This window comes from Caulobacter sp. NIBR2454, from assembly GCF_027474405.1.
GTDB lineage: Bacteria > Pseudomonadota > Alphaproteobacteria > Caulobacterales > Caulobacteraceae > Caulobacter.
The window spans coordinates 2,571,641-2,596,716 of the sequence record NZ_CP114871.1; the positions used below are offsets into that span (position 1 = coordinate 2,571,641).

A 25,076-nucleotide genomic window follows, 5' to 3' on the forward strand; every position below is an offset into this window, starting at 1 on the left:
TTCCATGCGGCCTCTCGGAACGGACGATGAATCCAGAATGGAACGACAGCCAGCCGATTTACCGGCAGATCCGCGACCGGGTCGTCGCGATGATCCTCGACGACCTGCTCAAGGAGGGCGATCCCTTGCCGTCCGTGCGTAACGTGGCCGCCGACAGCCGGGTCAATCCGCTGACCGTGCTCAAGGCCTATCAGGGCCTGGCCGACGAGGACCTGGTCGAGAAGCGCCGGGGGCTCGGCATGTTCGTCAAAGCCGGCGCCCGCGACGCGCTGCTCGAAGCCGAACGCCGCAAGTTCCTGACCGAACAGTGGCCTGAAATCCACGCTACCATCCAGCGCCTGGGCCTGACCCAGGACCTGCTCAACGTCGCCCCCTACACACGCAAGGGAGGCTGACCCATGGCCTGCATCCAAGCCCGCGGCCTGCGCAAGGCCTACAAATCCACCGTCGCCCTGGACGGTATCGACCTGACCGTCGAACAGGGCCGCATCTTGGGCCTGATCGGCCCCAACGGGGCGGGCAAGAGCTCGGCCCTGATGGCCATGCTCGGCCTCATTCCCTTCGAAGGCTCGCTCAAGGTCCTCGGCCGCGATCCGTGGACCGAGCGCGACGCCCTGATGAGCGACGTCTGCTTCATCGCCGACGTCGCTGTCCTGCCCCGCTGGATGAAGGTCACGCAAGCCGTCGACTACATGGCTGGCGTCCACCCCCGCTTCGACCGGGCGAAGGCCGAGGCCTTCCTGGCCAAGACCACCATCAAGCCGGCCAGCAAGGTGCGCGAGCTGTCCAAGGGCATGGTCGCCCAGCTGCACCTGGCTCTGATCATGGCCGTCGACGCCCGCCTGCTGGTGCTGGACGAGCCGACGCTGGGACTGGATCTGCTCTATCGCAAGGCCTTCTACGACAGCCTGCTGAACGACTATTTCGACGGCGGCCGCACCATCATCGTCTCCACCCACCAGGTGGAGGAGATCGAGCACATCCTGACCGACGTGGTGTTCATCGATAAGGGCCGCATCGCCCTCGACAGCCCCATGGAGGACCTGGAGACCCGCTTCCACGAGGTGATGGTCGCCCCCGACAAGGCCGACGCCGCAAGGGCCCTTGGCCCTATCCACGAGCGCCAGGCCTTTGGCCGCAGCCTGATGATCTTCGACCGCGCCGACCGCGCCAAACTCGCCAAGCTCGGCGACGTGCGCACGCCCGGCCTGGCCGATCTCTTCGTAGCCATCATGACCCCGCGCCCCCGTGCGCAAGGAAGCGCCGCATGAGCCTCCCCCTCGACGACATGATCCCCGAAGCTCCGCGCTTCGGCCCCCTGCCGGTCCGCCCGTTCCTGTGGTCGCTGCGCCGAGAGCTTTGGGAGCACAAGGCGATCTGGATCGCCCCGGCCGCCGTGGCCGCCCTGGTGTTCCTGGGCTTCGTCCTCGGCTCCTTCGGCCTTGCCGAACGCGTCCGCGAGGCGGAGGCCGGAAGCACCGGCGCCGCCAACCGACTGATGCTGCCCTACGCCGTCTCGGCCGGGGCCAGCTTCGTGGCCGCGCTTCTGGCCGGCGCCTATTATTGCCTGGGCAGCCTGTACAACGAACGCCGCGACCGCAGCATCCTGTTCTGGAAATCGCTCCCGGTCTCGGATCTCACATCGGTCCTGTCGAAGGCCGCCGTGCCTCTGCTGGTCCAGCCCGTGGCGGTGTTCGGCATCATCCTGGCGACACATCTGGCCATGCTGATCTGGGGCACGATCGCCGTGCTGCTGTCCAACACCAGCCCGGTGCTGTTCTGGACCAACGCCTTCCCCGGCTTCATGTGGCTGGTGACGGCCTACAGCCTTCCGTTCCTGGCGCTGTGGAACGCCCCCATCGTGGCCTGGCTGATCCTGGTCTCGGCCTGGGCCAAGCGCGTGCCCTTTCTTTGGGCCATCTTCCCGCCGGTCATGCTGGGAATCCTGGAGCGGATGGTGCTCGACACCAGCCACGTCCTCCACTTCCTCAACACCCGCCTGTTCGGCGGCATGGCCCACACCTTCAGCATAAGCGGCGCTGGCGCCCGCCCCATCCGCGGCATGGAAGACGTCAACATCACGTCCATGCTGGCCGACCCTAACCTGTGGATCGGCCTCGTCCTCGCCGCCGCGATGCTGGCTGGCGCGGCCTGGCTGCGCCGCCATCGCGAACCGATCTGATCCGAGCTGGAGGGGGAGCAACTCATGGACCAGCGACTTCAGGCCATCCTTTTGGCCATCCACATCGCGGCGGGAAGCGTCGGCCTCGTCTCTGGTCTCTTCTCGATGACCGCTCGAAAGGGCGCCCGCATTCACCGTCTGGCCGGGCAGGCGTTCTTCGTCTCCATGCTGATCATGGCCGGCTCGGGCGCGATCCTCGCCCCCTTCCGGGAAACGGGCCGCTGGACCAACACCATCGCGGGGATCTTCAGCTTCTATCTGGTGGCCACCGCCTGGGTCGCGGCCCGGCGCCGCCCCGGACAGGTCGGCCGCTTCGAGATCGCCGCCCTGGCCGGTCCGGTCGCCATCTTGGCCGCGGCGGCATGGTTGGCGGCGACCGTCGGCGGGTTTCAGATCGTCTATATCTTCGCCGCCCTCGCCCTGATCGCGGCGGTCGGCGACCTCAACATGATCCGCGCCGGCGGCCTCACGCCTGGCGGCCGGCTGGCCCGGCATCTCTGGCGGATGGGCGTCGCCTTCACCCTGGCGATCCTGGCCTTCTTCGTCGGCCAGCAGGAGTATCTGCCCAAGCCCATACAAGGCACCGTCCTGGTCGGCGTTCCTGCGATCCTCGCCCTCGGCGCGACCCTGTTCTGGCTGATCCAGCGCACCTGGCCCCGTCGGCGGCGCGTGGCGGCGGCGTAGGGGTTGAGGGCCTTTGCCGAACGCCTATCGCGCGGTCACCGCGGCGGCTTCGACGCGGTTGTCCAGCGGGCGTCCGGCCTGGGCGTCAGACAGGCTTTGCAGGGTGGTCTCGGCGATGGCCGACAGGGCCTCTTCGGTCAGGAACGCCTGGTGCCCGGTGACGAGGACATTGGGGAAGGTCAGCAGCCGCTGGAACAGATCGTCTTGGATGATCTCGCTGGACAGGTCCTCGAAGAACAGGTCGGCCTCCTGCTCATAGACGTCCAGGGCCACGCCCCCGACCTTGCCCGCCTTCAGCCCGTCGATCAGGGCCGCGGTGTCGATCAGCGCGCCCCGGCTGGTGTTGACGATCATCACCCCCGGCCGCGCCCGCGCGATCATGGACGCGTCGATCAGGTGGCGGGTTTCGGGGGTCAGGGGGCAATGCAGGGTGATGATCTGCGAGCGCTCCAGCAGCTCGGCGCGGTCCACATAGGTCACGCCCAGCGCCTCCAGCTCCGGGTCGCGGCGGATGTCGGCGGCCAGCACCTCGCAGCCGAAGCCCAGCTTCAGGGCGCGGGCCACCAACGCCCCGATCCGGCCGGTTCCGACCACGCCCGCCGTGCGGCCATGCAGGTTGCGGCCAATCAGGCCGTCGAGGGCGAAGTTGTTCTCGCGCACCCGCGCCCAGGCCCGGTGGATCTTGCGGTCCATGGACAGCAGCAGGCCCAGGGTGAACTCGGCCACCGCATGGGGCGAATAGGCCGGCACGCGGACCACCGCGATCCCCAGACGCTCGGCGGCGGCGAGATCGACATTGTTGTACCCGGCGCAGCGCAGGGCGACGATCCGCACCCCCTGCCCCGCCAGCAGGGCCAGGACCTGGGCGTCCAGGCGGTCGTTGACGAAGACGCAGACCGCCTCGAACCCCCTGGCCAGGGGAACGGTGGCGGCCTCCAGGCGCGGCTCCAGAAAGGTCAGTTCATGGCCGAACCGGTCGTTGGCCTCGGTCAGGAAGCGATGGTCGTAGGCCTTGGCGCTGAAAACGGCCACGCGCATGTTCAACTCCCTGCCGGAAAGACGTCGAGTAAAGGGGGGTCAGGCCGCGGGGGCAACGCCTCCTTGGCCAGGCAGGTCAAAGACCTCCAGCCCTGTCGGGCAGGCCAGGGTCTCGTCACCCTCCAGCCGGGCCAGCAGATAAGCCACCGCCTTGACCATCTCCTCCGGGCTGTAGGGCTTGGGCATGGAGCCGATCGCCACGGTCTGCGCCGAGCGAGCCCGGCTGACCTGTCCGCTGATCAACAGCACCGGGATGTTCAGTTCCTTGAGGCTTTCGGCCAGGGCGATACCATCGTCACGTCCCGCCAGCCGGATGTTCACCAGCGCGAGGTCGGGGCGATGTTCGCGCGCGCTCTCCAAGGCCTCGTTGTGGCGGTCGGTGAGATCCAGCACGCGATAACCGGCGGCTTCCAGTTCATCCCTGAGGGTCATGGCGACGAGAACCTCGTCCTCGACGATCATCAGGGTCTTGCCACGCCGGGCTTCCGGGTGAGCCTTCATACGCTGTTACTTTCCGTCACTCTGGGCAGCCGACTAAGCCGCCGGCCGTTCAAGCGCGACACCGGACGGGGCCGCGTCGTCCGTCTCGCCGAGAAGGGCGATCTGGGTATGGTCGATGGAGACCCTGACGCCCGGGGCCGCCGAGCCGACTTCGACCGTCGCCTCCAGCTGCTTGGCCAGAGCCTGGACGATGCTGGTTCCGAGGCCTGGCGTGACCAGCGACCGGTCGGGCGGCATCCCCACGCCGTCATCCGAGACCGAAAGCGTCCAGTTGGGGCCGCGCGCCTGATAGGCGATCGTGACCTTTCCCGGCCGGCCGGGAGGGAATGCGTGCTTGAGGGCGTTGATCACAAGCTCGGTGACGATCAGGCCAAGGTTGATCGAGATGCGAGACGCCACGACCCCGCCGCCCGTGACCACCAGGGATATGGGATCGCCCTCGCCGATCATCGACCCCGCGATGCTGTCGCACAGCCGGGTGAAGTAGGCGCCCAGCTCGACATCCTCCTCGCCGCCGGTCTCCGCCTCGGACAGCTGGCGCTCCAGGGCGGCGACGGACATCACCCGATGATGCGCGTCCTTCAGATGACCCCGCGTCTCGTCCGACTTGGTCCGTTTGGCGTTCTGAAGCAGCACGCTGGAGATGATCTGCAGGCTGTTGGCCACCCTGTGCCGCACCTCGCGCAGGAGCACGCCGACCCGCTCGATCGCGGCGTCCTTCTCCCGTTCGCCGGCCCGGGCGTCGGTGATGTCGGCGACCGCCACCAGCAGCCGCTGCTGGGTGAGGTCCTGATAGATCAGGCTCCGCGCGCGGATGATGAGTTGGCGGGTCGGGCGCCCCCGCCGCTTCAGCTCCATCTCGTAGGCGTCGACCTCGGCCGCGCCGGCGGCGGTCGCCTCCAGCAGGGCGCGAAGCTGGACCACGTCCCATTCCCCCGCGCCGAGCGCGAAGATCGACTGATCCGCCGTGGTCGCGGGGTCGAGGTCAAAGGCGTCGCAGAATGACCGGCTCGCGGCCACGACGCCCAGAGCTCCGTCCAGCAACAGCAGGGGTGACGGCGAGGCCTTGAGGACAGCCATGGTCAGGCTGAGCGCCGCGTCTTCCAGCTCGATCAGGGGTCGGCCGGTCATAGACGGCCTTTCAAACAACCGGAGGCCCGCGGATCGCGAACCGTAGCCGGGGCCGGGGCAGATCGCGCAAAGAGAGCGTGCCCTTTACTGCACCAAGGTAGCACGGTCTTCGCGCTGGTCGTCAGCTATTCGCGGAAGCTGCGGTGAAGCTTGCTTTCTATCAAAGGTTGCGGCCGAAATCGAAGGGATAAGGCGCGCGAAAGCAAACCTGTGGACAACGTTAAGTTTTTGGAAAGATTTGTGAATTGGCGGAATTTCCCCGCCTTTTCCACAGCTTGCGCACCGAGTCCTGCACAGCGGCACGGTTTCGGGCGGTTGCTACATACCCGGTCCCGGAGCACAGTCAACCCGTCGAGAGGCACTGACGGAGCCGGAGACGACGGGGCGACCCGGAGACTTCGAAACCGCCAGCCGGACCGCAAGAGCACGGAACCTGAAGGGCGCAATCCCGGACGGAACCCGCTTCCCAAGGAACGGACTTCGAGACGGAGACCAAGACGCCTTCGGGCGACGCGGCGACCGCCTCGCAAGCAGCCCCCTCTCGGTGCAGGTCTTTCACGGGACCTGGGTTAAGGGGGCGACGCCGCCGGGCGACCGGAAGCGCCGCCCCCTTGCTCATTTCAGGCTGCCGTTTTCCCAAATTCCAGCGACCTAGGGCGCCGCCGGCCTCGCCGCGAAGCTGGCCCTGCGTTCGTCCTGCGCGCGCCTTCAAAAATCGTCGGGATGTTAACCGGGCGGCGCCCTTTCGGAGTCATTCTCCCGCCTGAAAACGAGGAATGGCGCGTCCATGGCCGCATGGCTGGATCTGCAACGGGATGAACGGGAGCAGGCTGTCTGCGCATGCGCGCTGGCGGCCGTTTTCACTGTGTCCGCGGTCCTGACCAAGGTCATCAACGACGTCACCGGGGTGCCGACCATCTGGCTGGGCAACGGCCTGCTGATCGGCGGCCTGCTGGCCCTGCGGCCCCGCTGGGGCCTGGTGATGCTGGTCCTGTCGATGTTCGGCGACGTGATGGTGGACCTGTTCACCGGCCGGTCGCTGAAGGCGATGATCGTCTATCCCAGCCTGGACCTGATCGAGACCCTGATCGCGGTGTGGTTCGCGCGGCGGTTCTGCAGTTCGGCGCTTCGGCTGAAAAGCATCCGTGACGTGCTGGTGCTGCTGGCCTTCGCGGCCCTGCCGGCGGTGGCGATCGTCGGGGCCCTGGCGGGGGTGGCCAATGTTCTGTTCTTCGGGCGCGAGTTCCTGATCTCGTACCGGGTGTGGTTCTTCGCCGACCTGCTGGGGGTGTGCATGACCCTGCCGGCGACCATGGTCATCCTGAACACGCGCCATAACCGCGACTTCGCGCGGTCCATGGGCGAGCACCTGGCCTTCTATGCGGGGCTGGCGGGGGTGGTGTTCCTGGCCTTTCTGGAGTCGGACTCGCCCCTGTCGTTCCTGATCTTCCCGGCCCTGATCCTGGCCACCTTCCGCCTGGGTCCGCGCGGGGCGGCGTTCGGCGCCGCGGTGGTGGCGGTCGTGGCCCTGCCCATGACGCTGCAGGGGGCCGCGCCGGCGCTGCTCAATGACCGCTGGGCGCTGGTGGATCGCCTGCAGGTGCTGCACCTGTTCATCGTCACCGTCTTCATCACCAGCCTGGCCGCCGCGCTGGAGCTGGCCAAGCAGGCGTCGCTGCGCCGGCTGCTGGTGCGCCGCGACCGGATCGCCCGGGCGGCCCGCGCCAAGGCCTTGGCCGCCAACGAGGCCAAGAGCCAGTTCCTGGCCAATATGAGCCACGAGGTGCGCACGCCGCTGAACAGCATCCTGGGCTTCGCCCGCCTGCTGAGCGACCGCAACGACCTGCCGGCGGATGTGAACCGCCAGCTGGACCTGATCGATCAGGCCGGCGAGTCCCTTCTGACCGTGGTCAACGACGTGCTGGATTTCTCGCGCATGGAGGCTGGCCAGGTCGAGCTGGACCTGCGGGCCGTGGACCTGCGCCGCCTGATGGAGGACAGCGTCGCCATCATCGCCGCCGACGCGCGGGCCAAGGGGCTGGAGCTGCGGACTGATTTCCAGGGCCTGCCCGACCGTGTCCACCGCCTGGATGACCGGCGCGCCCGCCAGGTTCTGTTGAACCTGCTCAACAACGCCGTGAAGTTCACGGCCAGCGGATCGGTCACCCTGCGCGTGCGGGTGACGCCTTACGACGACATGTTCGACGACGTGCGGGTCGAGGTGATCGACACCGGGGTCGGCATCGCGCCGGGCGCGCAGGAGAACCTGTTCCGCCGCTTCTCGCAGGCCGACAGCTCGGTGGGCCGCTCGTATGGCGGCACGGGCCTGGGCCTGGCGATCTGCAAGGGGCTGGTGGAGCTGGCCGGCGGCAAGATCGGGGTTATGAGCGAACTGGGCGCAGGATCGACCTTCTGGATCGACTGGCGCGCCAAGGTGGCCAGCGTGGCCGCCGACGCCCCGCCGGAGCCCGCGACCATTCCGGCCAGCGCCCGCCTGCTGCTGGTGGACGATCACCCCATGAACCGCGAGGTGGGGGTGGCCCTGCTGTCGGCGGCCGGCTGCGTGGTGGACACCGCCGCCAGCGGCGAGGAGGCCGTCGCCCTGGTGGCGGCCAAGCATTACGACGCTGTGCTGATGGATGTTCACATGCCCGGGATGGGCGGGCTGGCGGCCACCCGCGTGATCCGCGGCCTGGACGGACCGGCGGCGGGCGTGCCGATCATCGCCATGAGCGCCGACGCCCTGCCCCAACACGTAGCCAAGTGCCTGGAGGCCGGCATGGTCGACCACGTGGCCAAGCCCATCCGCCGCGAGGACCTGTTCAGCAAGGTGGGGCGGTGGATCGCCGCGCCGATGAAGAGCGAAGCTTCGGAAGCGGCCTAAAGCCCCCTTTCTTCGCCTCTCCCCTTGGGGAGAGGGTTGGGTGACGGGGCGCAGCGCATCAACCCGCCAGGCCGTGGAAGCTGATCCTCTGAAATCCCCTCACCCTACCCTCTCCCCACAAGTGGGGAGAGGCGATAACGTCGCGCCACGCATGGGAGGGGTTTGTCGATGAAGCTGCTTGGAATGGTCGCGGCCGCTGTCGCCGCCCTCGCGCTCGCCGCCTGTTCGCCGGGTGACAAGGGTGAAACCAAGGATGGCCGCACCACCATCCGTTTCGCCACCGACTGGAAGGCCCAGGCCGAACAGGGCGGGTTCTATCAGGCCATGGCTACCGGCGAGTACGCCAGGCGCGGGCTGGACGTGACCATCATGCAGGGCGGTCCCGGGGTGAACGTGCCGCAGCTGATCGCATCCGGCGCGGTGGAGCTGGGCATGGGCTCCAACAGCTTCATCGTCCTGAACCTGGCGCAGGAGAAGGTGCCGGTCAAAGCCGTCTCGGCCTTCATGCAGAAGGACCCGCAGGTGCTGATCGCCCACCCTGACCAGGGGTTGAACAGCCTGGCGGACCTGAAGGGGCGGCCGATCCTGCTGTCGGACGCCTCGACCACCGCCTTCTGGGTCTGGCTGCGCGCCAAGTACGGCTACACCGACGAGCAGGTGCGCAAGTACACCTTCAACGCCGCCCCGTTCCTGGCCGACAAGCGGGTGGTGCAGCAGGGCTATCTGACCAGCGAGCCCTATACGATCGAGAAGACCGCCGGCCTGAAGCCGCAGGTGTTCCTGCTGGCGGACGAGGGCTTTCCCGGCTACGCGGCCATGGTGCTCGCCTCCGACAGCCTGATCGCCAAGAACCCCGACGCGGTGCGCGCCTTCAACGAGGCGTCGGCCGCGGGCTGGCGCTCGTACCTGTTCGGCGACCCGGCGGCGGGCGATGCGCTGATCATCAAGGACAACCCGGAAATGACCCCCGACATCCTGGAGCAGGCCCGCGCCAAGATGCGGGCCTACGCCATCGTGGGCGAGCCCATCGGCGCCATGACCGACGAACGCTGGAAGGCCTTCTTCGAAGTGGCCGCGAGCCAGGGCGTGTACGCCAAGGACCTGGACTACAAGGCGGCGTATTCCCTGCAACTGCTGCCGGCGACGAAGTGAGGGGTTGCTCCGATCCGATCGCCTCTCCCCCTCGGGGGGAGAGGGTCAGGGTGAGGGGGCCGCTGAGCCTCAGCCCACAAAGGATGTTCAGGCTGCATAGCCGCAAGGCCCCTCACCCTACCCTCTCCCCGCGGGCGGGGAGAGGCGAGAGGCCATGTCGATGATCGCTTCCCTCCATTCCGCCGAGGTCGACTACCCCAACCGGGGGCGTGCCCTTGGCCCTATCGATCTCGACATCGCGCCCGGGGAGCGGGTGGCGCTGGTGGGGCCTTCGGGGTGTGGGAAGTCGACGGCTTTGCGGCTGCTGGCTGGGCTGGAGGCGCCGACGCGGGGGAGCGTGAGGCGCGCGGCGGACCGGGGCGAGACGGCGGTGGTGTTCCAGGCCCCGACCCTGGCCCCGTGGCTGGATGCGGCGGCCAATGTCGCCCTGCCGCTGGAATTGTCCGGGACGCACCGCGGCGCGGCGCGCGCGGCGGCGATCGAGGCCCTGGCCCGGGTCGGCTTGAAGGACGCGGCGAACGCCAAGCCCTGCCAGCTGTCGGGCGGCATGGCCATGCGGGTGTCGCTGGCGCGGGCGCTGGTGGTGCGCCCTCGCCTGCTTTTGCTGGATGAGCCGTTCGCGGCCCTCGACGAGATCACCCGCCGCGCCCTGGCCGATGACGTGCTGGCGCTGCAGGACGAGTTCAAGCCGGCCATGGTCTTCGTCACCCACAGCGTCGAGGAGGCCGTGTACATGGCCGAGCGCGTGGTGGTGCTGAGCGGCGCGCCCGGCCGCATGGTGGGCGAGACGCGCCTGGCCGGCGCCTGGCCGCATCCGCCCGGCTGGCGCGCCTGTCCCGAGTTTCGCCACGCGGTGGAGTGCATTTCCGATCAACTGGCGGCGGGCATGGGAGCGGCCGCATGAACGCCGCCCGCGCGCTGGCGCCCGTGATCCTGGCCGTCCTGCTGCTGGCGGGATGGGAGGCGGCGTGCCGGATCATGGCGATCCCGGCCTATTTCCTGCCGCCGCCGTCGGCGGTGCTGACGGCGCTGGTCACGGACGGGCGCAGCCTGCTGGCGTCGGCCTGGGCCACCCTGTCCATGGCGCTGATCGCCCTGGCCATCGCCGCCCTGATCGCCTGGAGCCTGGCCCTGGTCACGGCCCTGAGCCGCACGGTGGAGCGGGCGGTCACGCCGCTGGCGGTGCTGTTGCAGGTGACCCCGGTGGTGGCCATCGCCCCGCTGGTGGTGATCTGGGCGGGGGTGGAGCATCCCCAGCGGGCGGTCACGGCCCTGGCGGTGGTGGTGGCGTTCTTCCCTATCTTTTCCGGGGCGCTGACGGGGTTGAAGTCGGCCGACCCCGATCTGGGCCGGCTGTTCGCGCTGTATGGCGCGAGCCCCTTGCAGACCCTGCTGCGCCTGCGTCTGCCGTCGGCGGTCCCATTCCTGCTGGAAGGGCTGAAGGTCGCCGCCGGCCTGTCGCTGATCGGGGCGGTGGTGGCCGAATTCGTGGCCGGGTCCGGCGGGTCGCAAGGCCTGGCCTGGCGCATACTGGAGGCCGGCAACAGGCTGCAGACCGCCAAGATGTTCGCCGCCGTCGCCCTGCTGGGCCTGATGGGCGCGGGTCTGCACGCGCTTTTGCAGGTGGTGGAGAAGAAAGCGCTGATCTGGTGGCGCGGCCGTTAGGCGGGGATTAAGCGAAGGCCCGCTACTGAAGATTGTCCCGTCAGTCTTCCCGCAGGCCATGGCCCAGTCGTCCCGTCTCAGCGAACTGATCAACCTGGCCTACGAGCCCTCAAGCGAGCGCCGGCGCGACCTGCTGCGCAGCCTGACGGACCTGTTCTTCTGCTACGATAGCCACGGCGCGGCCGAGCTGGACCTGTTCGACGACGTCATGACCCAGCTGTCGGGCGAGATGGAGCAGGCGGTCCGCGTGGAGCTGGCCGGCCGCATGGCCGACGCCGCCAGCGCGCCCCTGGGCCTGGTTCGCGGCCTGGCCGCCGATGAATTCGCCGTGGCCGAGCCTATCCTGGCGCGCAGCAACGCCCTGACCGAGGACGACCTGCTGCAGGTGGCCCGCACCCAGGGCCAGGATCACCTGCGGGCCATCTCGTCGCGCCAGAGCGGCGTGACCATGGCCGTGTCAGACGCCATCGTGGAGCGCGCCGACGACCAGACGCTGGGCGTGCTGGTCCGCAACGAGGCGGCCGAACTGTCGCGCGGCGCGCATGAGACGGTGGTCGACCGCGCCAACGCCAATCCGGAGCTCCACGAGGCCGTGGTGTTCCGCAAGAGCCTGCCCATCGATCTGCTGAACGAAATGTACTTCGTGGTCGAGGCCCGCCTGCGCGACCAGATCATGGAGCGCAACGCCCAGCTCGACCCCGCCGCCCTGGAAGCGGCCCTGAGCGCCGGCCGCAAGCACGTGGCCGCCAGCGACGGCGCCCTGCCCGCCGACCACGCCCGCGCCGAGCGCGAGGTCCGCCGCCTGATCATCGACGGCGCCCTGGACGCCCCGGTGCTGGCGGCCATGCTGCGCAACCGCGAGACCACCAAGTTCCTGGTCGCCCTGGCGGAACTGGCCGACATCGACTTCCACACCGCGCGCCGCATCCTGGAGCGGCGGGAGCTGGACGCCCTGGCCATCGTCTGCAAGGCGGCCAAGTTCGACCGCACCCTGTTCCTGACCTTCGCCGTCCTGATCCTGGGTCCGGAAGCGGACGCCATGGCGCGGGCCAAGGAATATGGCGACCTCTACACCCAGCTGCCGCACGACGCGGCCATGCGGACCCTGCGCTTCTGGCGCATCCGCCGCCAGACCGGCGACGTGCAGGCGGCTTAGGGCCGCTTTCCTCGATCGATCTTCGCGAGGCTCTTTCCAGGGGCCGCTTCGCTTGCAATGGTAGCGATAACATTCGCCGCGTGAAGGCGAAGCAGACGCCGAGGAAGCCCGTGCCCCACCTGACCCGCCGCACCGCCCTGCAAGCGCTGTCGGCCAGCGCCGCCCTGACCACAGCCGGCTTTTCGCAAGCGTCCCCGCAGGCGAGCGAGGCGATGCGCCTGTGGTACCGCCAGCCGGCCAAGGAATGGGTCGAAGCGCTGCCGGTGGGCTCGGGCCGCATGGGGGCCATGGTGTTCGGGGGCGTCGCGGTCGAACGGCTGCAGCTGAACGAGAACACCCTCTGGGGCGGCGGCCCCTATGACCCGGTAAATCCGGAGGCGGCCGGCGCGCTGCCCGAGATTCGGCGCCTGATCGAGGCCGGCGACTATGCGGGGGCGACGGCCTTGGCGAACGCCAAGTTCATGGCCAAGCCCCTGCGCCAGATGTCGTACCAGACCCTGGGCGAGCTGAAGCTGACCTTCCCCGGTCTGGAGGAAACGGCGACGGACTATCTGCGCGAGCTGGACATCGACGGCGCGATATCGCGCGTGCGGTTCGCCCGTGGCGATGTGACCTTCCAGCGAGAGGTGATCGCCAGCGCCCCGGATCAGGTGATCGCCGTGCGGCTGAGCGCCGACCGGCCGGGCGCGATCTCGCTGGACCTGTCGTTCGACAGCCCCCTGCCCGCGCAGGTGCAGGTCGAGGGCGATACGCTGGTGCTGAACGGCATGAACGCCGGTCTGCACGGTATCGCGGCGGCTTTGAAAGTCGATTGCCGGGTCAGGGCCGTAGCCAGTGGCGGCCGTGTCGGCGGAACGGGATCGACACTGTCGGTGACGGGCGCTGACGAGGTTGTGCTGCTGATCGCGGCGGGAACCAGCTATCGACGGTTTGACGATGTGTCCGGCGATCCGGTCGCCGCCAACCGTCAGCGGCTGGACAAGACCGCCCGAAAGCCGTGGACCAGCCTGCTGAGCGCGCATCAGGCCGATCATCGGCGGCTGTTCCGCAAGGTGGCCGTGGACTTCGGGACCACCGCCGCCGCCCAGCGCCCGACGGACGAGCGGATCCGCCTGTCGCCGACCGTCGACGATCCGGCGCTGGCGGCGCTGTATTTCCAGTACGGGCGCTATCTGCTGATCGCCTGCTCGCGCCCAGACGGCCAGCCGGCCAACCTGCAGGGCCTTTGGAACGACAAGATGAACCCGCCCTGGGGCGGCAAGTTCACCATCAACATCAACACCGAGATGAACTATTGGCCGGCGGAGCCGACGGGTCTGGCCGAGTGCGTCGCGCCGCTGGTGGCCATGGTCCGCGATCTGTCGATCACCGGAGCCCGGACGGCCAAGGCCATGTATGGCGCGCGGGGCTGGATGGCCCACCACAACACCGACCTGTGGCGCGCCACCGCACCTATTGACGGGGCCAAGTACGGCGTGTGGCCGACGGGGGGCGCGTGGCTGTGCAAGCACCTGTGGGACCACTACGACTATGGCCGTGACCGGGCGTATCTTGCGCAGGTCTATCCCATTCTGCGAGACGCGGCCCTGTTCTTCGTGGACACGTTGGTGGTCGATCCCAAGAGCGGGCGGCTGGTGACCAGTCCTTCGATCTCGCCCGAGAACGACCATGGCCATGGCTCGTCCCTGGCGGCGGGCCCGACCATGGATCAGGCCATCATCCGCGACCTGTTCGACAACGCCATCGCCGCCGCCCGCGTCCTGAACCGCGACCCGGCGCTGGCGGCTGAATTCGCGGCCACGCGAGACAGGCTGGCTCCCTACAAGATCGGCAAGAACGGTCAGCTTCAGGAGTGGATGGAGGATTGGGACGCCGACGCGCCCGAGCAGCAGCATCGCCACGTCTCACACCTGTATGGCCTCTATCCGTCCGAACAAATCAGCATCGACACCACGCCCGAACTGGCCGCCGCCGCGAAGAAGACGCTGGAGACCCGCGGCGACCTTTCCACCGGGTGGGCCATCGCGTGGCGACTGAACCTGTGGGCGCGGCTGGGCGACGGGGATCGGGCGCACCGCATCCTGCGCGCCCTGCTGGGACCTGAGCGGACCTATCCCAACATGTTCGACGCTCACCCGCCGTTCCAGATCGACGGCAATTTCGGCGGCGCCTCGGGGATGGCGGAGATGGTGCTGCAGTCGCGGAACGGCGCGGTGCATCTGCTGCCCGCCCTACCCTCGGCCTGGCCCACGGGATCGATGACGGGCCTGAGGGCGCGCGGCGCCTTAGGAGTGGACGTATGGTGGCGCGAAGGCCGCCTGGACCGGGCAGTGCTCAAGGCCGGGATCGACGGTCCCCAGCGGGTCGTGCTGGGCGGCCGTACGCTGGAGCTGAAGCTGCGGCGGGGCGAGACCAGGACCATACGGGTCGTCGATGGGGTCCTGGCCGCCTCCTAGTCAACTCGTTCCCGCGAAACGGGGAGGAGAAGATCAGGCCAGCGTCTTGCGGCGCTCCAGTTCGGCCTCGCTGGGGGTCTCCATGGCGAAGGAGCCGGTCTTGACCTCGCCGTCGGGGACGTAGGTGGCGACCACCACGCCGCTGTCTGAAACCTTCGACTGGATCATCTTCAGACCGGCGGGAACCACGCCGTCGCCGAAGAGGCGTTTGCCCTTGCCCAGCAGCAGGGGAAAGACGAGGACGCGCAGTTCGTCGGCCAGCCCTTCGGCCAGCAGAACCTGGATCAGTTCGGTGCTGCCCTGGACGATGAGGTCGGGACCGTCGCCGGCCTTGAGCTCGCGGATCGCATCGGCGCCGTCCAGGCCGTGGCTGTTGACCCAGGTCAGGCCGTCTGGCCGATGGGTCAGGACGTACTTGTTGATGCGGTCGAAGCTGTCGCCCATCTGCGCCGCGCCCTCGTCATAGTCGGCGGCGGCGGGGTCCTTCTGCACGAAGGGCCAGTGGGCGGCGAAAATGTCATAAGTGCGCCGGGCAAGCAGCAGGTCGAATTCGCGCCCGAACAGCTCGCCCATGGCGGCGTTGAGCGTGTCGTCCCAATGCTGGGTTCCCCAGCCGCCGTACTCGAAGCCGCCGGAGGGGTCCTCTTCCGGGCCGCCGGGCGCCTGCATGACCCCGTCCAGGCTGATGAAGGCTCCGATGATGATGCGTCGCATTGGGGGGCTCCTGTGAGTTTGACCCTAAGGACGGAGGAAGGACCGTGGGACCGACAGGGGAGCGGAAAAATTCTCCCTTCTCCCTCGATGGGAGAAGGGTCGGGGATGAGGGTGATGCTGCGGCGACGCCAGCTCCGGCGGAAAGGCCGTGGTCACCCTCACCCCTGCCCCTCTCCCATCGAGGGAGAGGGGAGTCTCTTTGCTTACTTGATCCGTATCTGGACCGGGACTTCGACCACTTCGCCGGTGCGCAGGCGGCCGTCGGGGCCGAGGGGGTCGAGGCGGTACTGGGAGGACATCATCAGGGCCGCTTCGCCCACGCCCATTTCGGAGGGGCTTTCAGCCATCACCTTGCAGCCGGCGAGCGCCCCGTCACGCTGGATGACGCAGGACAGCAGGGCCACGGCCATGGTCGGCTCGCTGACACGCTGGACGCGCATTTCCGTAGGTTGAGGGGCAGGCGCCAGCGTCGTGGCGGCGGCGAGGATAAGCGACGCGATCAATGTTTCACTCCCGATTGAACTTCTTTGTTGGTGCGGGCGGCGCGCAGGCGCTCCAGCCCCTGGGCGGCCATGTCGGTCATCGACCGGCAACCGTGTTCGGCGAAGACATCGAAGGCTCCGGCCAGGGCCGTGGCGGCGGCGGCCAGGCGGCCGTCGTCGCGGCCGGTGATCTCGGCGCGGGCTTCGTAGAGGCGGGCCAGGTTCATCTGGGTGACGGCCCAGGCCAGCGGGTCCTTGCGGGGCGTGCCACCGACCAGCTCGATGCGCAGACCGGCCTCGGCCACGTCCAGCACGGTCAGGTCGCCGGTCAGCTCGGCGCAGCGCGCCAGGCAGACGGCGCGGTTGTTGGCGGCGGCGGCCCGCAGCGGCAGGGTCGGCGCGTTCTTGAGCAGGCTCAGCGCCCGGTCGAAGGCGGTGACCGCCTGTTCGAACAGGTGCTCGGCCGTGGTGGTCTCGGCCAGGATCTGCAGGGCGCCGCCCAGCAGCACCTGTCCGCGCGCCCAGTCCAGCGGGCTCTGCTCGGGACCGAAGTCCTTGGCGGCCTGGACCAGGGTTTCGACACCCTCGGCCATCAGGCCTGTATCGAGCAGGAGTTCGCCCAGCAGGGCCTGGGCCGAACCCCGCGCCATGGCGATGCGGGCCAAGGTCAGGGGTTCATAGGCGGCGTCGAGCGGGGCCGCGGCGGCGTCGAGGGTTTCGATCGCGCGGTCCAGCAGGGTCGGTTCGGCGCGCTGACCGGCGCAGCCGATCAGCAGGTCGGCACGGGTCAGGCGATGCTCGGCGGCGGCCAGTCGTGCGGCGGGCGAGCGGCGGCTGAGCACATCCAGGGCGGCCAGGGGTTCATCAAAGGCGCGGGCGGCGATCAGCACCGCGCCGGGCGTGCCGGCCGACAGGGCGCGGCGGCCCTCAAGTCCGGCGGACAGGGCGCCGGCCATGGCGAGGTTGGCGCCGCCAACGGCCTTGGCCCGCGACAGCACGGTTTCGGCGGCGGCGTTCAGACCCTCGTCGCCGAACAACTCGGCGCCCAGCATGGCGCAGGCGGCCTGTTCGCAGCGGGCGCGGGCGGCTTCCTTGAGGCGGTTCTCGCCTTCCAGGGTTTTGACGGCGGCCTCGGCCTGGGCGGCGGCCTTGCGCAGGGCGGCCACGTCGCCGGTGCGGCGGGCGACCTCGCGCCAGATCACGGCGGCCTCGATAAGGCGCGCGCCCTTGTCCTTGGCGCTGATGCGGCCGGCGGCCACGTCGGCGCTGCGAGCCTCGGCGCTCAGCATGTCGATGTCGAGCAGCTCCAGCAGCGAGACGTCGCCGCCGGTCAAGCCGTCACGGGGCGTCTGGAAGCCAGCTTCCGCGGCCTTGCCGAAGACCTTTTTCCATTCCCGGCGAAATTCGAACATCGCACCTGCTCCGCTCAGTTGTCCCACGTCGGAACAGCCGACGAGGGGTCAACGCCCTAGGAGCAAAACCGGGTCCGCGAATTTTAACAAGTCATTAAGCTTAACTAAGCGACCATTAACTATAAATAATCACAATGAATGCAAATACGCCACGCGGTTAACCATGAAAGGTGGTTCAAACCGAGACACGGCGGGATTGGCGACCCGCCGGCGTTAACTTCTGTCCCGGCGAATAGTTAAGAAAAGAAAGTGGTGAGTCGGGCGCCTCCCCCTTCTGGAGGATCGATCGGCTGCGGGCCGCCTAGGCGTTTGGCGGCGGCGAGTAAGGCACCATCACACCCGCATCGTTGCGGACGAAGAGGTAGAAGCCGACCACCTTCCACTTTCCGTCTTCGGCGAACATCTGCACCGCCTCGTAGATCAGCCGTTCCTCCTTGGCGAACTTCGTGCGGAAGCCGACGGACTGGTAGTGGCCCGGCGGCGCGCCCGGCGGATTCACGGCTCCAGATGTCGCATCGAGCGTCCGGCTGACGACCGGATCAAGATTGGCTCGCACGCCATCGACGACTGTCCGCACATCGGCGAGGGCGTTCTTTTCGCGGAAGGCGCCAGCCATCTCGGTGTAGGCTTGATCCAGCTCGCCCGCATCGACCTTTTGCAGCCAGGCTTCGGCGACCGCGCGCGCATTCTCAGGCGGCGGAGGCGGTAGAGGCGAAGTGATGGGGGAAAGGCCCGCCGGGGCGACGAAATAGACCACCGCGAAGAGGGCCAGAGCGCCGCCGGCGCGCAGCCACCCGCGGAAGGTCACCTCCAGAAAGCCGGGCAGCACCGCACCGACGCCGGCGGCGGCCAGCGCGATGACGATGCGGAAGATGGTGTAGCTGAACTGGCTGGGGTTCGGCTGCAGCACGGCGATCAGCAGGATCACCGAGACGAAGACCACGCCAAACCCGAAGGCCAGCATCTTGTCCACGTTGGATAGATGTGCTCTGGTTGTCATGGTTAAGCTTCCCCAACTCAAAGTGGCATAAACCGTTGGCCGCGTCGAGCGGTCACGTTTCCGGGGCTGAACACATGCGTCTGCTTGCTCTTGGACTATCGCTGGCGGCTGTCATGGCGGCATCCGCACCACCGGCCGGGGCGCAGACCGTCTACCCGCCGGGCACATTCCGGATCGATGGCTTGCCCGTTTCGTGCGGGCCGACGGTCTTCGTGCTCAATCCCAGCCTGCCGGATGTCGGCATGGCGCAGCCGGGGATCATTCACATGAACCCCAACGTACTCTGGTCGATGCCCACGTCGATGAAGCTGTTCTGGGCGTCGCACGAATGCGGCCACCAGATCGTCGGCGCCAATGAAACCGCCGCCGACTGCTGGGCCATCCGCCTCGGACGGAACCAGGGCTGGTTTCCGCCGAGCGAGTTTAATCACCTGATCTGGATGTTCCGGCACAACACCGGCGACATCACCCACCCGCCCGGCCCAGTGCGGGTGAACAACATGATCGCCTGCTACAACAGCTAGACGGCGCGGGCGTCAGCCCCGCTCTTTCGTGCGCTCGAAGCGGACCTTGGGGAAGCGCTCGCCCACGTAGCCGATCTCCCACGACGACTTGGCCAGGAAGACCGGCTGATCGTCGATGTCGCGGGCCATGGCCATTTTGTGCTTGCCGGCGAAGTCCTCGAGATCGGCGCGCTCGCCGCCGAGCCAGCGGGCTTCAGAGAACGGGGCGGCCTCGAACATCACCTCCAGCTGGTATTCGTTGGCCAGGCGGTCGGCCATGACCTCGAACTGCAGCTGGCCCACGGCCCCCACGATGAAGTCGGCGCCGATCTCGGGGCGGAACAGCTGGGTCACGCCCTCTTCGGCCAGGCCTTCCAGCGCCTTCTTCAGGTGCTTGGCCTTCAGCGGGTCCTTCACGCGCACGCGGCGCAGGATTTCGGGCGCGAAGTTGGGCAGGCCGGCGAATCGCAGAAGGCCGCTCTCGCTCAGGCTGTCGCCCACGCGCAGGACGCCGTGGTTGGGGATGCCGATGACGTCGCCGGCATAGGCGTCTTCCGCCAGCTCGCGGTCCGAAGCGAAGAACATGATCGGCGCGTTGACGCTCATCTGGCGACCGGTGTTCTGGGCCTTCAGCTTCATGCCGCGGGTGAACTTGCCGCTGGTCAGGCGCAGCATGGCGATGCGGTCGCGGTGGTTGGGGTCCATGTTCGCCTGGACCTTGAAGATGAAGCCGGTGACTTCCTTGTCGCCGGGCTCGACGGCGGCTTCGACGCCGGCCTTCTCCGCCTTCATGGTCTTGGGCGCCGGGGCGTAGGCGCCGATGCCGGCCAGCAGTTGGGCCACGCCGAAGTGGCGCAGGGCCGAGCCGAAGAACACCGGCGTCATGTGGCCTTCGAGGAAGGACTGGACGTTGAACTCGGGATAGCCGCCGGCGATCAGCTCGGCCTGCTCTTCCAGCTCGGCCTTCTCGCCGTCGTCCAGGAACTGGCTGATGGAATTGCCCGCGAACTCGACGGGCTCGGGGTGGCCCTCGTCCGGGTCCTGCGAGCCGCCGGTGCGCTTGGCGTAGGGGATGAACTGGCCCGAGCGCATGTCGAGCATGCCCTTGAAGCGACCGCCCGAGCCGGCGGGCCAATAGAGCGGCGACGGGTCGAGGGCGAGCTTCGACGCGATCTCGTCCAGCAGCTCGATGGGGTCCTGGGCTTCCCGGTCCATCTTGTTGATGAAGGTGATGATCGGGATGTCGCGCAGGCGGCAGACCTCGAACAGCTTGAGGGTCTGGGGCTCGATGCCCTTGGCCGCGTCCAGCACCATGATGGCCGCGTCGGCGGCGGTCAGGGTGCGGTAGGTGTCTTCGGAGAAGTCCTCGTGGCCCGGCGTGTCCAGCAGGTTGAACATCTTGCCGTCGTGGTCGAACGTCATGACCGAGGCCGAGACGGAGATGCCGCGCTCGCGCTCGATCTTCATCCAGTCCGAACGGGTCCGCCGGTTCTCGCCTCGCGCGCGGACGGCGCCCGCCGCCCGGATCGCCCCGCCGGCCAGCAGGATGTTCTCGGTCAGGGTCGTCTTGCCGGCGTCAGGGTGGCTGATGATGGCGAAGGTGCGTCGGCGGGAGGCTTCTTGCGCGGTCGTGCTCATGGGCGCGGCTGGTAGCGCGCCGCGCTCGATTGGGCAAACATTCGTGGCGTTTGGAGCCGATTACTCGGCTGGACGGGTGTGGCTGTCTTCCAGCCGGTCGAGGTCGCGCTTCATCTTGATCGCGAAGATACCGACCACGAAGGCCAGCGGCGTGAAGATAGCGAGCATGGCTTCCAAGGGGGTCAAAGCTTCTCTCCTCTGGGCGCAATGTACCACGCGAGGGCGTGCATCGCCACGGCGACTGAGATCGCCAAGACATTCGCCCAGTTGAACGCCTCGCCCTTGATGTAGGGCTCGACCAGCGCAGCGCCAGTCAATGCGTAGGCGTAGGTGGTGAAATTGCCGGTCAGGAGCTTGAGGCGAGCCCGAAGGCGCGCCTCTCGTGTTTCGATGTGCTTCTTGGCCTGATCATAGGTCTTCACAAGTGAAGCCTAGCGGCTTTGCATTGGCTCGTCAGCCCCCCACCGCCCCCGGCAGTTCGCGCACCAACGCCGCAAGGGCTTCGGGTTCGCGCACGGCGATTCTCGCCCATTGGGGGTAGGCGTCGCCGAATTGGCGCAGGAGGACACCCTTTGTTTCCAGGCGCTTGAGGATGCCCGCCGCGTCCGGTCCGAGGTCGGCCCAGACGTAGGACGCGACGGACGGCAGGGTGCGCAGGCCGGCGGCCTTGCAGGCGCCTTCGATGATGGCGCGGCCCTTGGCGGTCGTGGCGGCGGCGGCGGCGAGGTAGGGGCGGTCCTTGTAGGCGACCTCGGCGGCGACCAGGGCCGGGGTGTTGTGCGAGGTGGCCAGGACGCTGCGGATCTTCATGGCCCGCTGGGGCGTGGCCAGGGCGTAGCCGAGGCGCAGGCCGGCGAGGCCATAGGCCTTGGAGAAGGTGCCGGCGACGATGACGTCGTGGCCTTCGCGCACCAGGTCGGCGACGCTGTGGACCTCCGGGTCCGGCAGCAGGTCGATGAAGGCCTCGTCCACCACCACCGGCACGGTCTTGGCCGTCTGGCGGCACCAGGCGCGCAGGGCGGCCGGGTCGGCCAGCAGGCCGGTCGGATTGTTGGGGTTGCAGACATAGGCCAGCTTCACGTCCGGGCCGAGCCCGGCGGTCATGGCGGCGAAGTCGATCTGGAAGTCGGCGGCCATGGGCGCCCGGCGGTTCGGCAGACCCTGGCGCGCGGCGTACTTGGCGTGGGTGTCGTAGGTCAGGGACGGCAGCAACTGCACCCCACCCTGAGTCCAGAAGGCGGTGATGAGGGACAGCATCTCCAGCGAGCCGGTGGTGATGACCACGTTCTCGGGTTTCAGGCCGTTCTCGGCGGCGATCTTGGCGATCAGCCGCGTCTCTTCGGCGTGCGGGTAGTTGGCGACGGTGTGGACGACGTTCCGCGCCGCCTCCACGGCCCGGGCGGGCGGACCGTGAGGGTTTTCGGTGATGTTGAGCGGCCCGACGACGGGGCCCGCAGCCGACGCGGTCTCGGCGAACATAAGCGAGCCGGCCAGGGCGCCGGTGGCGGCGAACAGGCCAGGAAGATCGCGACGGCTGCAGGTGGTCATGGTGCTTAGAACCTCACGGCGAGGCGGGCGTAGTAACGGCCGCCGTCGGTGTCATAGACCGCGTTGCGCGAGTAGATCAGGCCACGCGAGGCCTGGAAAGTCGCCTCGTCCGGATACTGGTCGAACAGGTTCTCGGCGCCGAGGGTCAGCTTGACCCCTTCGCGCAGCTCGGCGGTCACCGCCAGGTCGATCAGGGCCTGGGCCCCGAAGTCCTGGATCAGGTTCTTGGAGTCCTGGAACTGGGCGTCGGTCCATTCGCCGAAGTAGCGGACCCGGCCCATGATGTTGAACCGGCCGAAGGTGTAGTCGGCGGTCAGGTTGCCGGTGTGCTGCGGCAGGCCGTTCTCCAGGTTCTGGCGGGTCAGCTCGGACACCGCCACCACCGCCTTTTCAAGCTTGGTGTCGTTGTAGTTGTAGGCGGCGGTCAGGGTCAGATCGCCCGGACCGACCGGCATGCGGTAGGAGCCGACGACGTCGAGGCCTTGGGTCTTGGTCTCGGTCGAATTGACGAAGTAGCTGATGGTGGTCAGCACGTCGGCGCCGGGGACGTTGGCGGCGACCAGCTGGGCGCGGATGGCCGGGGTGACGGTGAAGTTGGGCGAGCCGGCCAGACGGTCCTTCACCTCCACGCGATAATAGTCGATCGAGCCGGTGAAGCCGCCCCGGCGGGCGGTGACGCCCAGGGACAGGTTCTGAGACTCTTCGGGCTTCAGCGGCTTGGCGCCGAAGAACACCGCCACCGGATCCAGCGGCGACAGGCGGCCGGTGGTGAACAGACGAAGGGTGGTGGTGTCCAGGCCCTGCGACGTGCGGCTGGAGAACACCTGGGCCGGGGTCGGGGCGCGGAATCCGGTGGAGAAGGCGCCGCGAACGGCCAGGCCGTCGGTGATGTCGTAGCGAGCGGCGACCTTGTAGTCGGTGGTCGAGCCGAAGGTGGAGAAGTCCTCGTGGCGGATGGCCACGTCGGCGGTGAACTGGTCGGTGATCGGCATGTCGAGGTCGGCATAGACCGCCCAGCTGTCCTGGTCCCATTCGCCGGCCTGGGTCGGGCTGTAGCCCGGGAAGCCGTTGGAGCCGGACGGCAGGCCCGCCGCCGCGCCGGGTCCGATCTGCCAGGAGAACGGATCGCCCGCCTCGATCTTGTAGGTCTCGACCCGGCGCTCGGCGCCGAAGGCCAGGTTGGCGGGGGCCGCCAGCCAGCCCATGGCCAGGGTCTTGTTGAAGTCCAGATTCAGGTTCTGCTCTTCCTGGATCAGGGTGCCCGGCTTGAAGTTCCGCGGCGACTGCGGGCCGAAGGAGGCGTTGATCGAGTTGTCCAGGAAATAGCTGATCTCGTCCCGGCCGAAGGACGCGCTGGCGTCCCAGGTCAGGCCCATGCTCTCAAGCTCGCCGCGCAGGCCGCCGTTGAGCTGGAAGTCGGTCTCGTCCTGGCCGAACTGCGGCGCGAAGCCGGTCGGGTAGATCGAGCGCAGGTTCCAGCCCGGGAACAGGGTCGTGGTGCGGTACGCGGTGTCGGTGGCGGGGTTGCGCCAGTTGAAGTCGTTGACACCCCAGCTGTCGGCATAGGTGCCGAAGCCATACAGCTCCATGGTCTCGCCCACCGGCAGCATCAGGTTCAGCGCGCCGCGCAGGACCTCGCGTTCCGGCTGGCCCCAGCGCTGCACCGGGTTGGGTACGGCCAGGGTCGGGTTGGCGTTCTGGAAGGCGATGGCGTCGGGGCGCTGGCGAGTGCGCGAGGTGGCCTCGCCGTCCGCATAGGTGACGCTGGCCACCAGATGGCCGCCATCGCCGATCTTCACGCCATAGCGGGCGGCGGTCTCGATCAGGCGGCCGTCGCCCTCATAGTACTGCGAGCCCTGGACCGTGCCGTAGAAGCCTTCCTCGTCCGACAGGATCAGGTTGATGACCCCGGCGATGGCGTCCGAACCGTACTGGGCCGAGGCGCCGTCGCGCAGCACCTCGATGCGGCCGAGCGCGATGGACGGGATCGAGGCCAGGTCCGGCGCCTGAACGTTGCCGCTGAGAAAGGCCGAGCGGTGGAAGCGCTTGCCGTTGACCAGCACCAGGGTGTGGTGCGCCGCTAGGCCGCGCAGGGTCGCCGGGCGCACGTACTGCTGGCCGTCGGCGGTGGGGTTGCGCAGGACGTTGAAGGACGGGGTGATGGCCACCAGCTTGTCGGTCACCTGGTCGGAGACGACGTTGGTCAGGGCCTGGGACGAGACCACGTCCACCGGGGTGATGGCGTCGAAGGCGGTGCGGTCCACCCGGCGCGTGCCGGTGACGATCAGCTCGTCCAGCTGGCTCGCGCCCTCGGCGGCGGCGATTGGCGCGGTCTGGGCGAAAGCAGGTGTGGCGATCGCAGCGGCGAGTGCCGCCCATGCGGCGGTGGTCTTCAAGGTCATGGCCCATCCCCGGGGTCTGTTTGGAATGGGCGCGAGACCTAGACCGCCTCGTCCGTCGGTTCCGTGACGGTTAGGGCGTCGGATTGGTGAAGATCCTCGGTCGGTGAAAAGGGCACCGGGGGCCGCCTGAAAGGCGCCCTTCCCCTCGCAGCGTTCACTGAGGCATGCTCGGCGCATGACCAAATATCTGATCTCATTTCCCAGCGAAGCCATGGTCGTCAGCCCCGAAGAGCTGCCCGTCGTCGGCGCGGCCGCCCACGCGGTGGTCGAAGAAGCCAAGGCGGCCGGCGTCTATGTCTTCGCCGGCGGCATTCACGAAGGGGTCGACCCCGTCCTGGTCTCCGGCGACGGCGAGGTCTCGACCGAGATCTATCCCGGCAGCCGGCTCAAGGGCGGCTTCACAGTGCTGGAACTGCCCACCCGCGAAGACGCCGTGGAATGGGCGAGAAAGATGGCCGCCGCCTGCCGCTGCTCCCAGGAACTCCGCGAGTTCATGTACGACCCGGCGAGTTAGGGGAGCGGCGCGAC

The 25,076-nt window shown here is 68.3% G+C and carries 24 protein-coding genes; 12 read left to right on the plus strand and 12 right to left on the minus strand.

From position 1 onward, the window contains the following. The first annotated feature begins 26 nt into the window (after positions 1-26). The 4 genes from O5K31_RS12555 to O5K31_RS12570 are packed head-to-tail and all read left to right on the plus strand — an operon-like array spanning position 27 to position 2,866. Positions 27-395, plus strand: coding sequence for a GntR family transcriptional regulator (locus O5K31_RS12555; protein WP_269713940.1), 369 nt, complete (start codon positions 27-29; stop codon positions 393-395). Between the two features lie 3 nt (positions 396-398). Then, a complete protein-coding gene (locus O5K31_RS12560) occupies positions 399-1,271 on the plus strand; it encodes an ABC transporter ATP-binding protein (protein WP_269713941.1) in 873 nt (290 codons plus the stop codon). Further along, positions 1,268-2,182: a hypothetical protein gene (locus O5K31_RS12565; RefSeq protein WP_269713942.1), complete on the plus strand. Its 915-nt coding sequence runs from the start codon at positions 1,268-1,270 to the stop codon at positions 2,180-2,182. Before O5K31_RS12560 ends, O5K31_RS12565 begins: the two co-directional genes overlap by 4 nt. Before the next feature lie 24 nt (positions 2,183-2,206). Beyond that, on the plus strand, positions 2,207-2,866 hold the full coding sequence (locus tag O5K31_RS12570) for a DUF2306 domain-containing protein (RefSeq protein ID WP_269713943.1): 660 nt from the start codon (positions 2,207-2,209) through the stop codon (positions 2,864-2,866). A gap of 24 nt (positions 2,867-2,890) precedes the next feature. On the opposite strand, the gene O5K31_RS12575 is transcribed toward O5K31_RS12570, so the two are convergent. The 3 genes from O5K31_RS12575 to O5K31_RS12585 are packed head-to-tail and all read right to left on the minus strand — an operon-like array spanning position 2,891 to position 5,536. Further along, positions 2,891-3,904: a 2-hydroxyacid dehydrogenase gene (locus tag O5K31_RS12575; protein ID WP_269713944.1), complete on the minus strand. Its 1,014-nt coding sequence runs from the start codon at positions 3,902-3,904 to the stop codon at positions 2,891-2,893. A gap of 39 nt (positions 3,905-3,943) precedes the next feature. Then, positions 3,944-4,405, minus strand: a complete 462-nt coding sequence (locus O5K31_RS12580) for a response regulator (RefSeq protein ID WP_269713945.1) — start codon at positions 4,403-4,405, stop codon at positions 3,944-3,946. Positions 4,406-4,438: 33 nt separating this feature from the next. Further along, on the minus strand, positions 4,439-5,536 hold the full coding sequence (locus O5K31_RS12585; protein WP_269713946.1) for a sensor histidine kinase: 1,098 nt from the start codon (positions 5,534-5,536) through the stop codon (positions 4,439-4,441). 787 nt (positions 5,537-6,323) lie between these two features. Between O5K31_RS12585 and O5K31_RS12590 the strand changes: the two genes are divergently transcribed. The 6 genes from O5K31_RS12590 (at position 6,324) to O5K31_RS12615 (ending at position 14,849) form a co-directional block, all read left to right on the plus strand. After that, entirely contained in the window at positions 6,324-8,420 is a 2,097-nt protein-coding gene (locus O5K31_RS12590) for a hybrid sensor histidine kinase/response regulator (protein WP_269713947.1), read from the plus strand. Positions 8,421-8,588: 168 nt separating this feature from the next. Then, on the plus strand, positions 8,589-9,572 hold the full coding sequence (locus O5K31_RS12595) for an ABC transporter substrate-binding protein (RefSeq protein ID WP_269713948.1): 984 nt from the start codon (positions 8,589-8,591) through the stop codon (positions 9,570-9,572). 160 nt (positions 9,573-9,732) lie between these two features. Continuing rightward, a complete protein-coding gene (locus tag O5K31_RS12600; RefSeq protein ID WP_442867712.1) occupies positions 9,733-10,476 on the plus strand; it encodes an ABC transporter ATP-binding protein in 744 nt (247 codons plus the stop codon). Then, entirely contained in the window at positions 10,473-11,237 is a 765-nt protein-coding gene (locus O5K31_RS12605) for an ABC transporter permease (RefSeq protein WP_269713950.1), read from the plus strand. Before O5K31_RS12600 ends, O5K31_RS12605 begins: the two co-directional genes overlap by 4 nt. A gap of 58 nt (positions 11,238-11,295) precedes the next feature. After that, the gene (locus O5K31_RS12610; RefSeq protein ID WP_269713951.1) at positions 11,296-12,393 is read left to right on the plus strand and encodes a DUF2336 domain-containing protein; all 1,098 of its coding nucleotides are present in this window, start codon (positions 11,296-11,298) and stop codon (positions 12,391-12,393) included. 110 nt (positions 12,394-12,503) lie between these two features. Beyond that, positions 12,504-14,849 (plus strand): glycoside hydrolase family 95 protein, encoded by a 2,346-nt coding sequence (locus O5K31_RS12615; protein ID WP_269713952.1) that lies wholly within the window; start codon positions 12,504-12,506, stop codon positions 14,847-14,849. 33 nt (positions 14,850-14,882) lie between these two features. Here O5K31_RS12615 and O5K31_RS12620 read toward each other — a convergent pair whose 3' ends face one another. The 4 genes from O5K31_RS12620 to O5K31_RS12635 all read right to left on the minus strand — a co-directional run bounded on the left by O5K31_RS12620 (position 14,883) and on the right by O5K31_RS12635 (position 18,457). After that, positions 14,883-15,563 carry a dihydrofolate reductase family protein gene (locus O5K31_RS12620; RefSeq protein ID WP_269713953.1) on the minus strand — a complete coding sequence of 227 codons (681 nt, stop codon included), beginning with the start codon at positions 15,561-15,563 and terminating at the stop codon, positions 14,883-14,885. A 203-nt stretch (positions 15,564-15,766) separates the two neighbouring features. Then, the gene (locus O5K31_RS12625; RefSeq protein WP_269713954.1) at positions 15,767-16,066 is read right to left on the minus strand and encodes a hypothetical protein; all 300 of its coding nucleotides are present in this window, start codon (positions 16,064-16,066) and stop codon (positions 15,767-15,769) included. Then, complete coding sequence (locus tag O5K31_RS12630; RefSeq protein WP_269713955.1) at positions 16,063-17,457, minus strand: hypothetical protein; 1,395 nt, start codon at positions 17,455-17,457, stop codon at positions 16,063-16,065. The genes O5K31_RS12625 and O5K31_RS12630 overlap by 4 nt, the downstream gene beginning before the upstream one ends. Before the next feature lie 301 nt (positions 17,458-17,758). Next, a complete protein-coding gene (locus tag O5K31_RS12635; protein ID WP_269713956.1) occupies positions 17,759-18,457 on the minus strand; it encodes a DUF4019 domain-containing protein in 699 nt (232 codons plus the stop codon). Between the two features lie 74 nt (positions 18,458-18,531). Here O5K31_RS12635 and O5K31_RS12640 point away from each other — a divergent pair, with 74 nt between their 5' ends. Then, positions 18,532-18,981, plus strand: coding sequence for a hypothetical protein (locus O5K31_RS12640; protein WP_269713957.1), 450 nt, complete (start codon positions 18,532-18,534; stop codon positions 18,979-18,981). A gap of 12 nt (positions 18,982-18,993) precedes the next feature. Here the strand turns inward: O5K31_RS12640 and O5K31_RS12645 are convergent, their stop codons facing one another. Genes O5K31_RS12645 through O5K31_RS12665 form a run of 5 tightly spaced genes read right to left on the minus strand, consistent with a single transcriptional unit; the run spans position 18,994 to position 24,548 of the window. Further along, entirely contained in the window at positions 18,994-20,598 is a 1,605-nt protein-coding gene (locus O5K31_RS12645; RefSeq protein ID WP_269713958.1) for a peptide chain release factor 3, read from the minus strand. Between the two features lie 60 nt (positions 20,599-20,658). After that, positions 20,659-20,784, minus strand: coding sequence for a hypothetical protein (locus O5K31_RS12650; RefSeq protein ID WP_269713959.1), 126 nt, complete (start codon positions 20,782-20,784; stop codon positions 20,659-20,661). Further along, complete coding sequence (locus tag O5K31_RS12655; RefSeq protein ID WP_269713960.1) at positions 20,781-21,020, minus strand: hypothetical protein; 240 nt, start codon at positions 21,018-21,020, stop codon at positions 20,781-20,783. Before O5K31_RS12655 ends, O5K31_RS12650 begins: the two co-directional genes overlap by 4 nt. A 31-nt stretch (positions 21,021-21,051) precedes the next feature. Further along, positions 21,052-22,146, minus strand: coding sequence for a pyridoxal phosphate-dependent aminotransferase (locus O5K31_RS12660; protein WP_269713961.1), 1,095 nt, complete (start codon positions 22,144-22,146; stop codon positions 21,052-21,054). A gap of 5 nt (positions 22,147-22,151) precedes the next feature. Next, complete coding sequence (locus O5K31_RS12665) at positions 22,152-24,548, minus strand: TonB-dependent receptor plug domain-containing protein (RefSeq protein WP_269713962.1); 2,397 nt, start codon at positions 24,546-24,548, stop codon at positions 22,152-22,154. 175 nt (positions 24,549-24,723) lie between these two features. On the opposite strand from O5K31_RS12665, the gene O5K31_RS12670 reads away from it, so the two are divergent. After that, positions 24,724-25,062: a YciI family protein gene (locus O5K31_RS12670; RefSeq protein ID WP_269713963.1), complete on the plus strand. Its 339-nt coding sequence runs from the start codon at positions 24,724-24,726 to the stop codon at positions 25,060-25,062. Positions 25,063-25,076 lie beyond the last annotated feature (14 nt).

Excerpts from the sequence above, each read along its gene's own strand:
- O5K31_RS12595 (WP_269713948.1), top strand. The coding sequence starts at position 8,589 with ATGAAGCTGCTTGGAATGGTCGCGGCCGCTGTCGCCGCCCTCGCGCTC.
- O5K31_RS12605 (WP_269713950.1), top strand. The coding sequence starts at position 10,473 with ATGAACGCCGCCCGCGCGCTGGCGCCCGTGATCCTGGCCGTCCTGCTG.
- O5K31_RS12565 (WP_269713942.1), top strand. The coding sequence starts at position 1,268 with ATGAGCCTCCCCCTCGACGACATGATCCCCGAAGCTCCGCGCTTCGGC.
- O5K31_RS12660 (WP_269713961.1), bottom strand. The coding sequence starts at position 22,146 with ATGACCACCTGCAGCCGTCGCGATCTTCCTGGCCTGTTCGCCGCCACC.
- O5K31_RS12555 (WP_269713940.1), top strand. The coding sequence starts at position 27 with ATGAATCCAGAATGGAACGACAGCCAGCCGATTTACCGGCAGATCCGC.
- O5K31_RS12640 (WP_269713957.1), top strand. The coding sequence starts at position 18,532 with ATGCGTCTGCTTGCTCTTGGACTATCGCTGGCGGCTGTCATGGCGGCA.
- O5K31_RS12585 (WP_269713946.1), bottom strand. The coding sequence starts at position 5,536 with ATGACCGGCCGACCCCTGATCGAGCTGGAAGACGCGGCGCTCAGCCTG.
- O5K31_RS12560 (WP_269713941.1), top strand. The coding sequence starts at position 399 with ATGGCCTGCATCCAAGCCCGCGGCCTGCGCAAGGCCTACAAATCCACC.
- O5K31_RS12665 (WP_269713962.1), bottom strand. The coding sequence starts at position 24,548 with ATGACCTTGAAGACCACCGCCGCATGGGCGGCACTCGCCGCTGCGATC.
- O5K31_RS12635 (WP_269713956.1), bottom strand. The coding sequence starts at position 18,457 with ATGACAACCAGAGCACATCTATCCAACGTGGACAAGATGCTGGCCTTC.
- O5K31_RS12600 (WP_442867712.1), top strand. The coding sequence starts at position 9,733 with ATGATCGCTTCCCTCCATTCCGCCGAGGTCGACTACCCCAACCGGGGG.
- O5K31_RS12610 (WP_269713951.1), top strand. The coding sequence starts at position 11,296 with ATGGCCCAGTCGTCCCGTCTCAGCGAACTGATCAACCTGGCCTACGAG.
- O5K31_RS12570 (WP_269713943.1), top strand. The coding sequence starts at position 2,207 with ATGGACCAGCGACTTCAGGCCATCCTTTTGGCCATCCACATCGCGGCG.
- O5K31_RS12590 (WP_269713947.1), top strand. The coding sequence starts at position 6,324 with ATGGCCGCATGGCTGGATCTGCAACGGGATGAACGGGAGCAGGCTGTC.
- O5K31_RS12575 (WP_269713944.1), bottom strand. The coding sequence starts at position 3,904 with ATGCGCGTGGCCGTTTTCAGCGCCAAGGCCTACGACCATCGCTTCCTG.
- O5K31_RS12630 (WP_269713955.1), bottom strand. The coding sequence starts at position 17,457 with ATGTTCGAATTTCGCCGGGAATGGAAAAAGGTCTTCGGCAAGGCCGCG.
- O5K31_RS12645 (WP_269713958.1), bottom strand. The coding sequence starts at position 20,598 with ATGAGCACGACCGCGCAAGAAGCCTCCCGCCGACGCACCTTCGCCATC.
- O5K31_RS12670 (WP_269713963.1), top strand. The coding sequence starts at position 24,724 with ATGACCAAATATCTGATCTCATTTCCCAGCGAAGCCATGGTCGTCAGC.
- O5K31_RS12580 (WP_269713945.1), bottom strand. The coding sequence starts at position 4,405 with ATGAAGGCTCACCCGGAAGCCCGGCGTGGCAAGACCCTGATGATCGTC.
- O5K31_RS12620 (WP_269713953.1), bottom strand. The coding sequence starts at position 15,563 with ATGCGACGCATCATCATCGGAGCCTTCATCAGCCTGGACGGGGTCATG.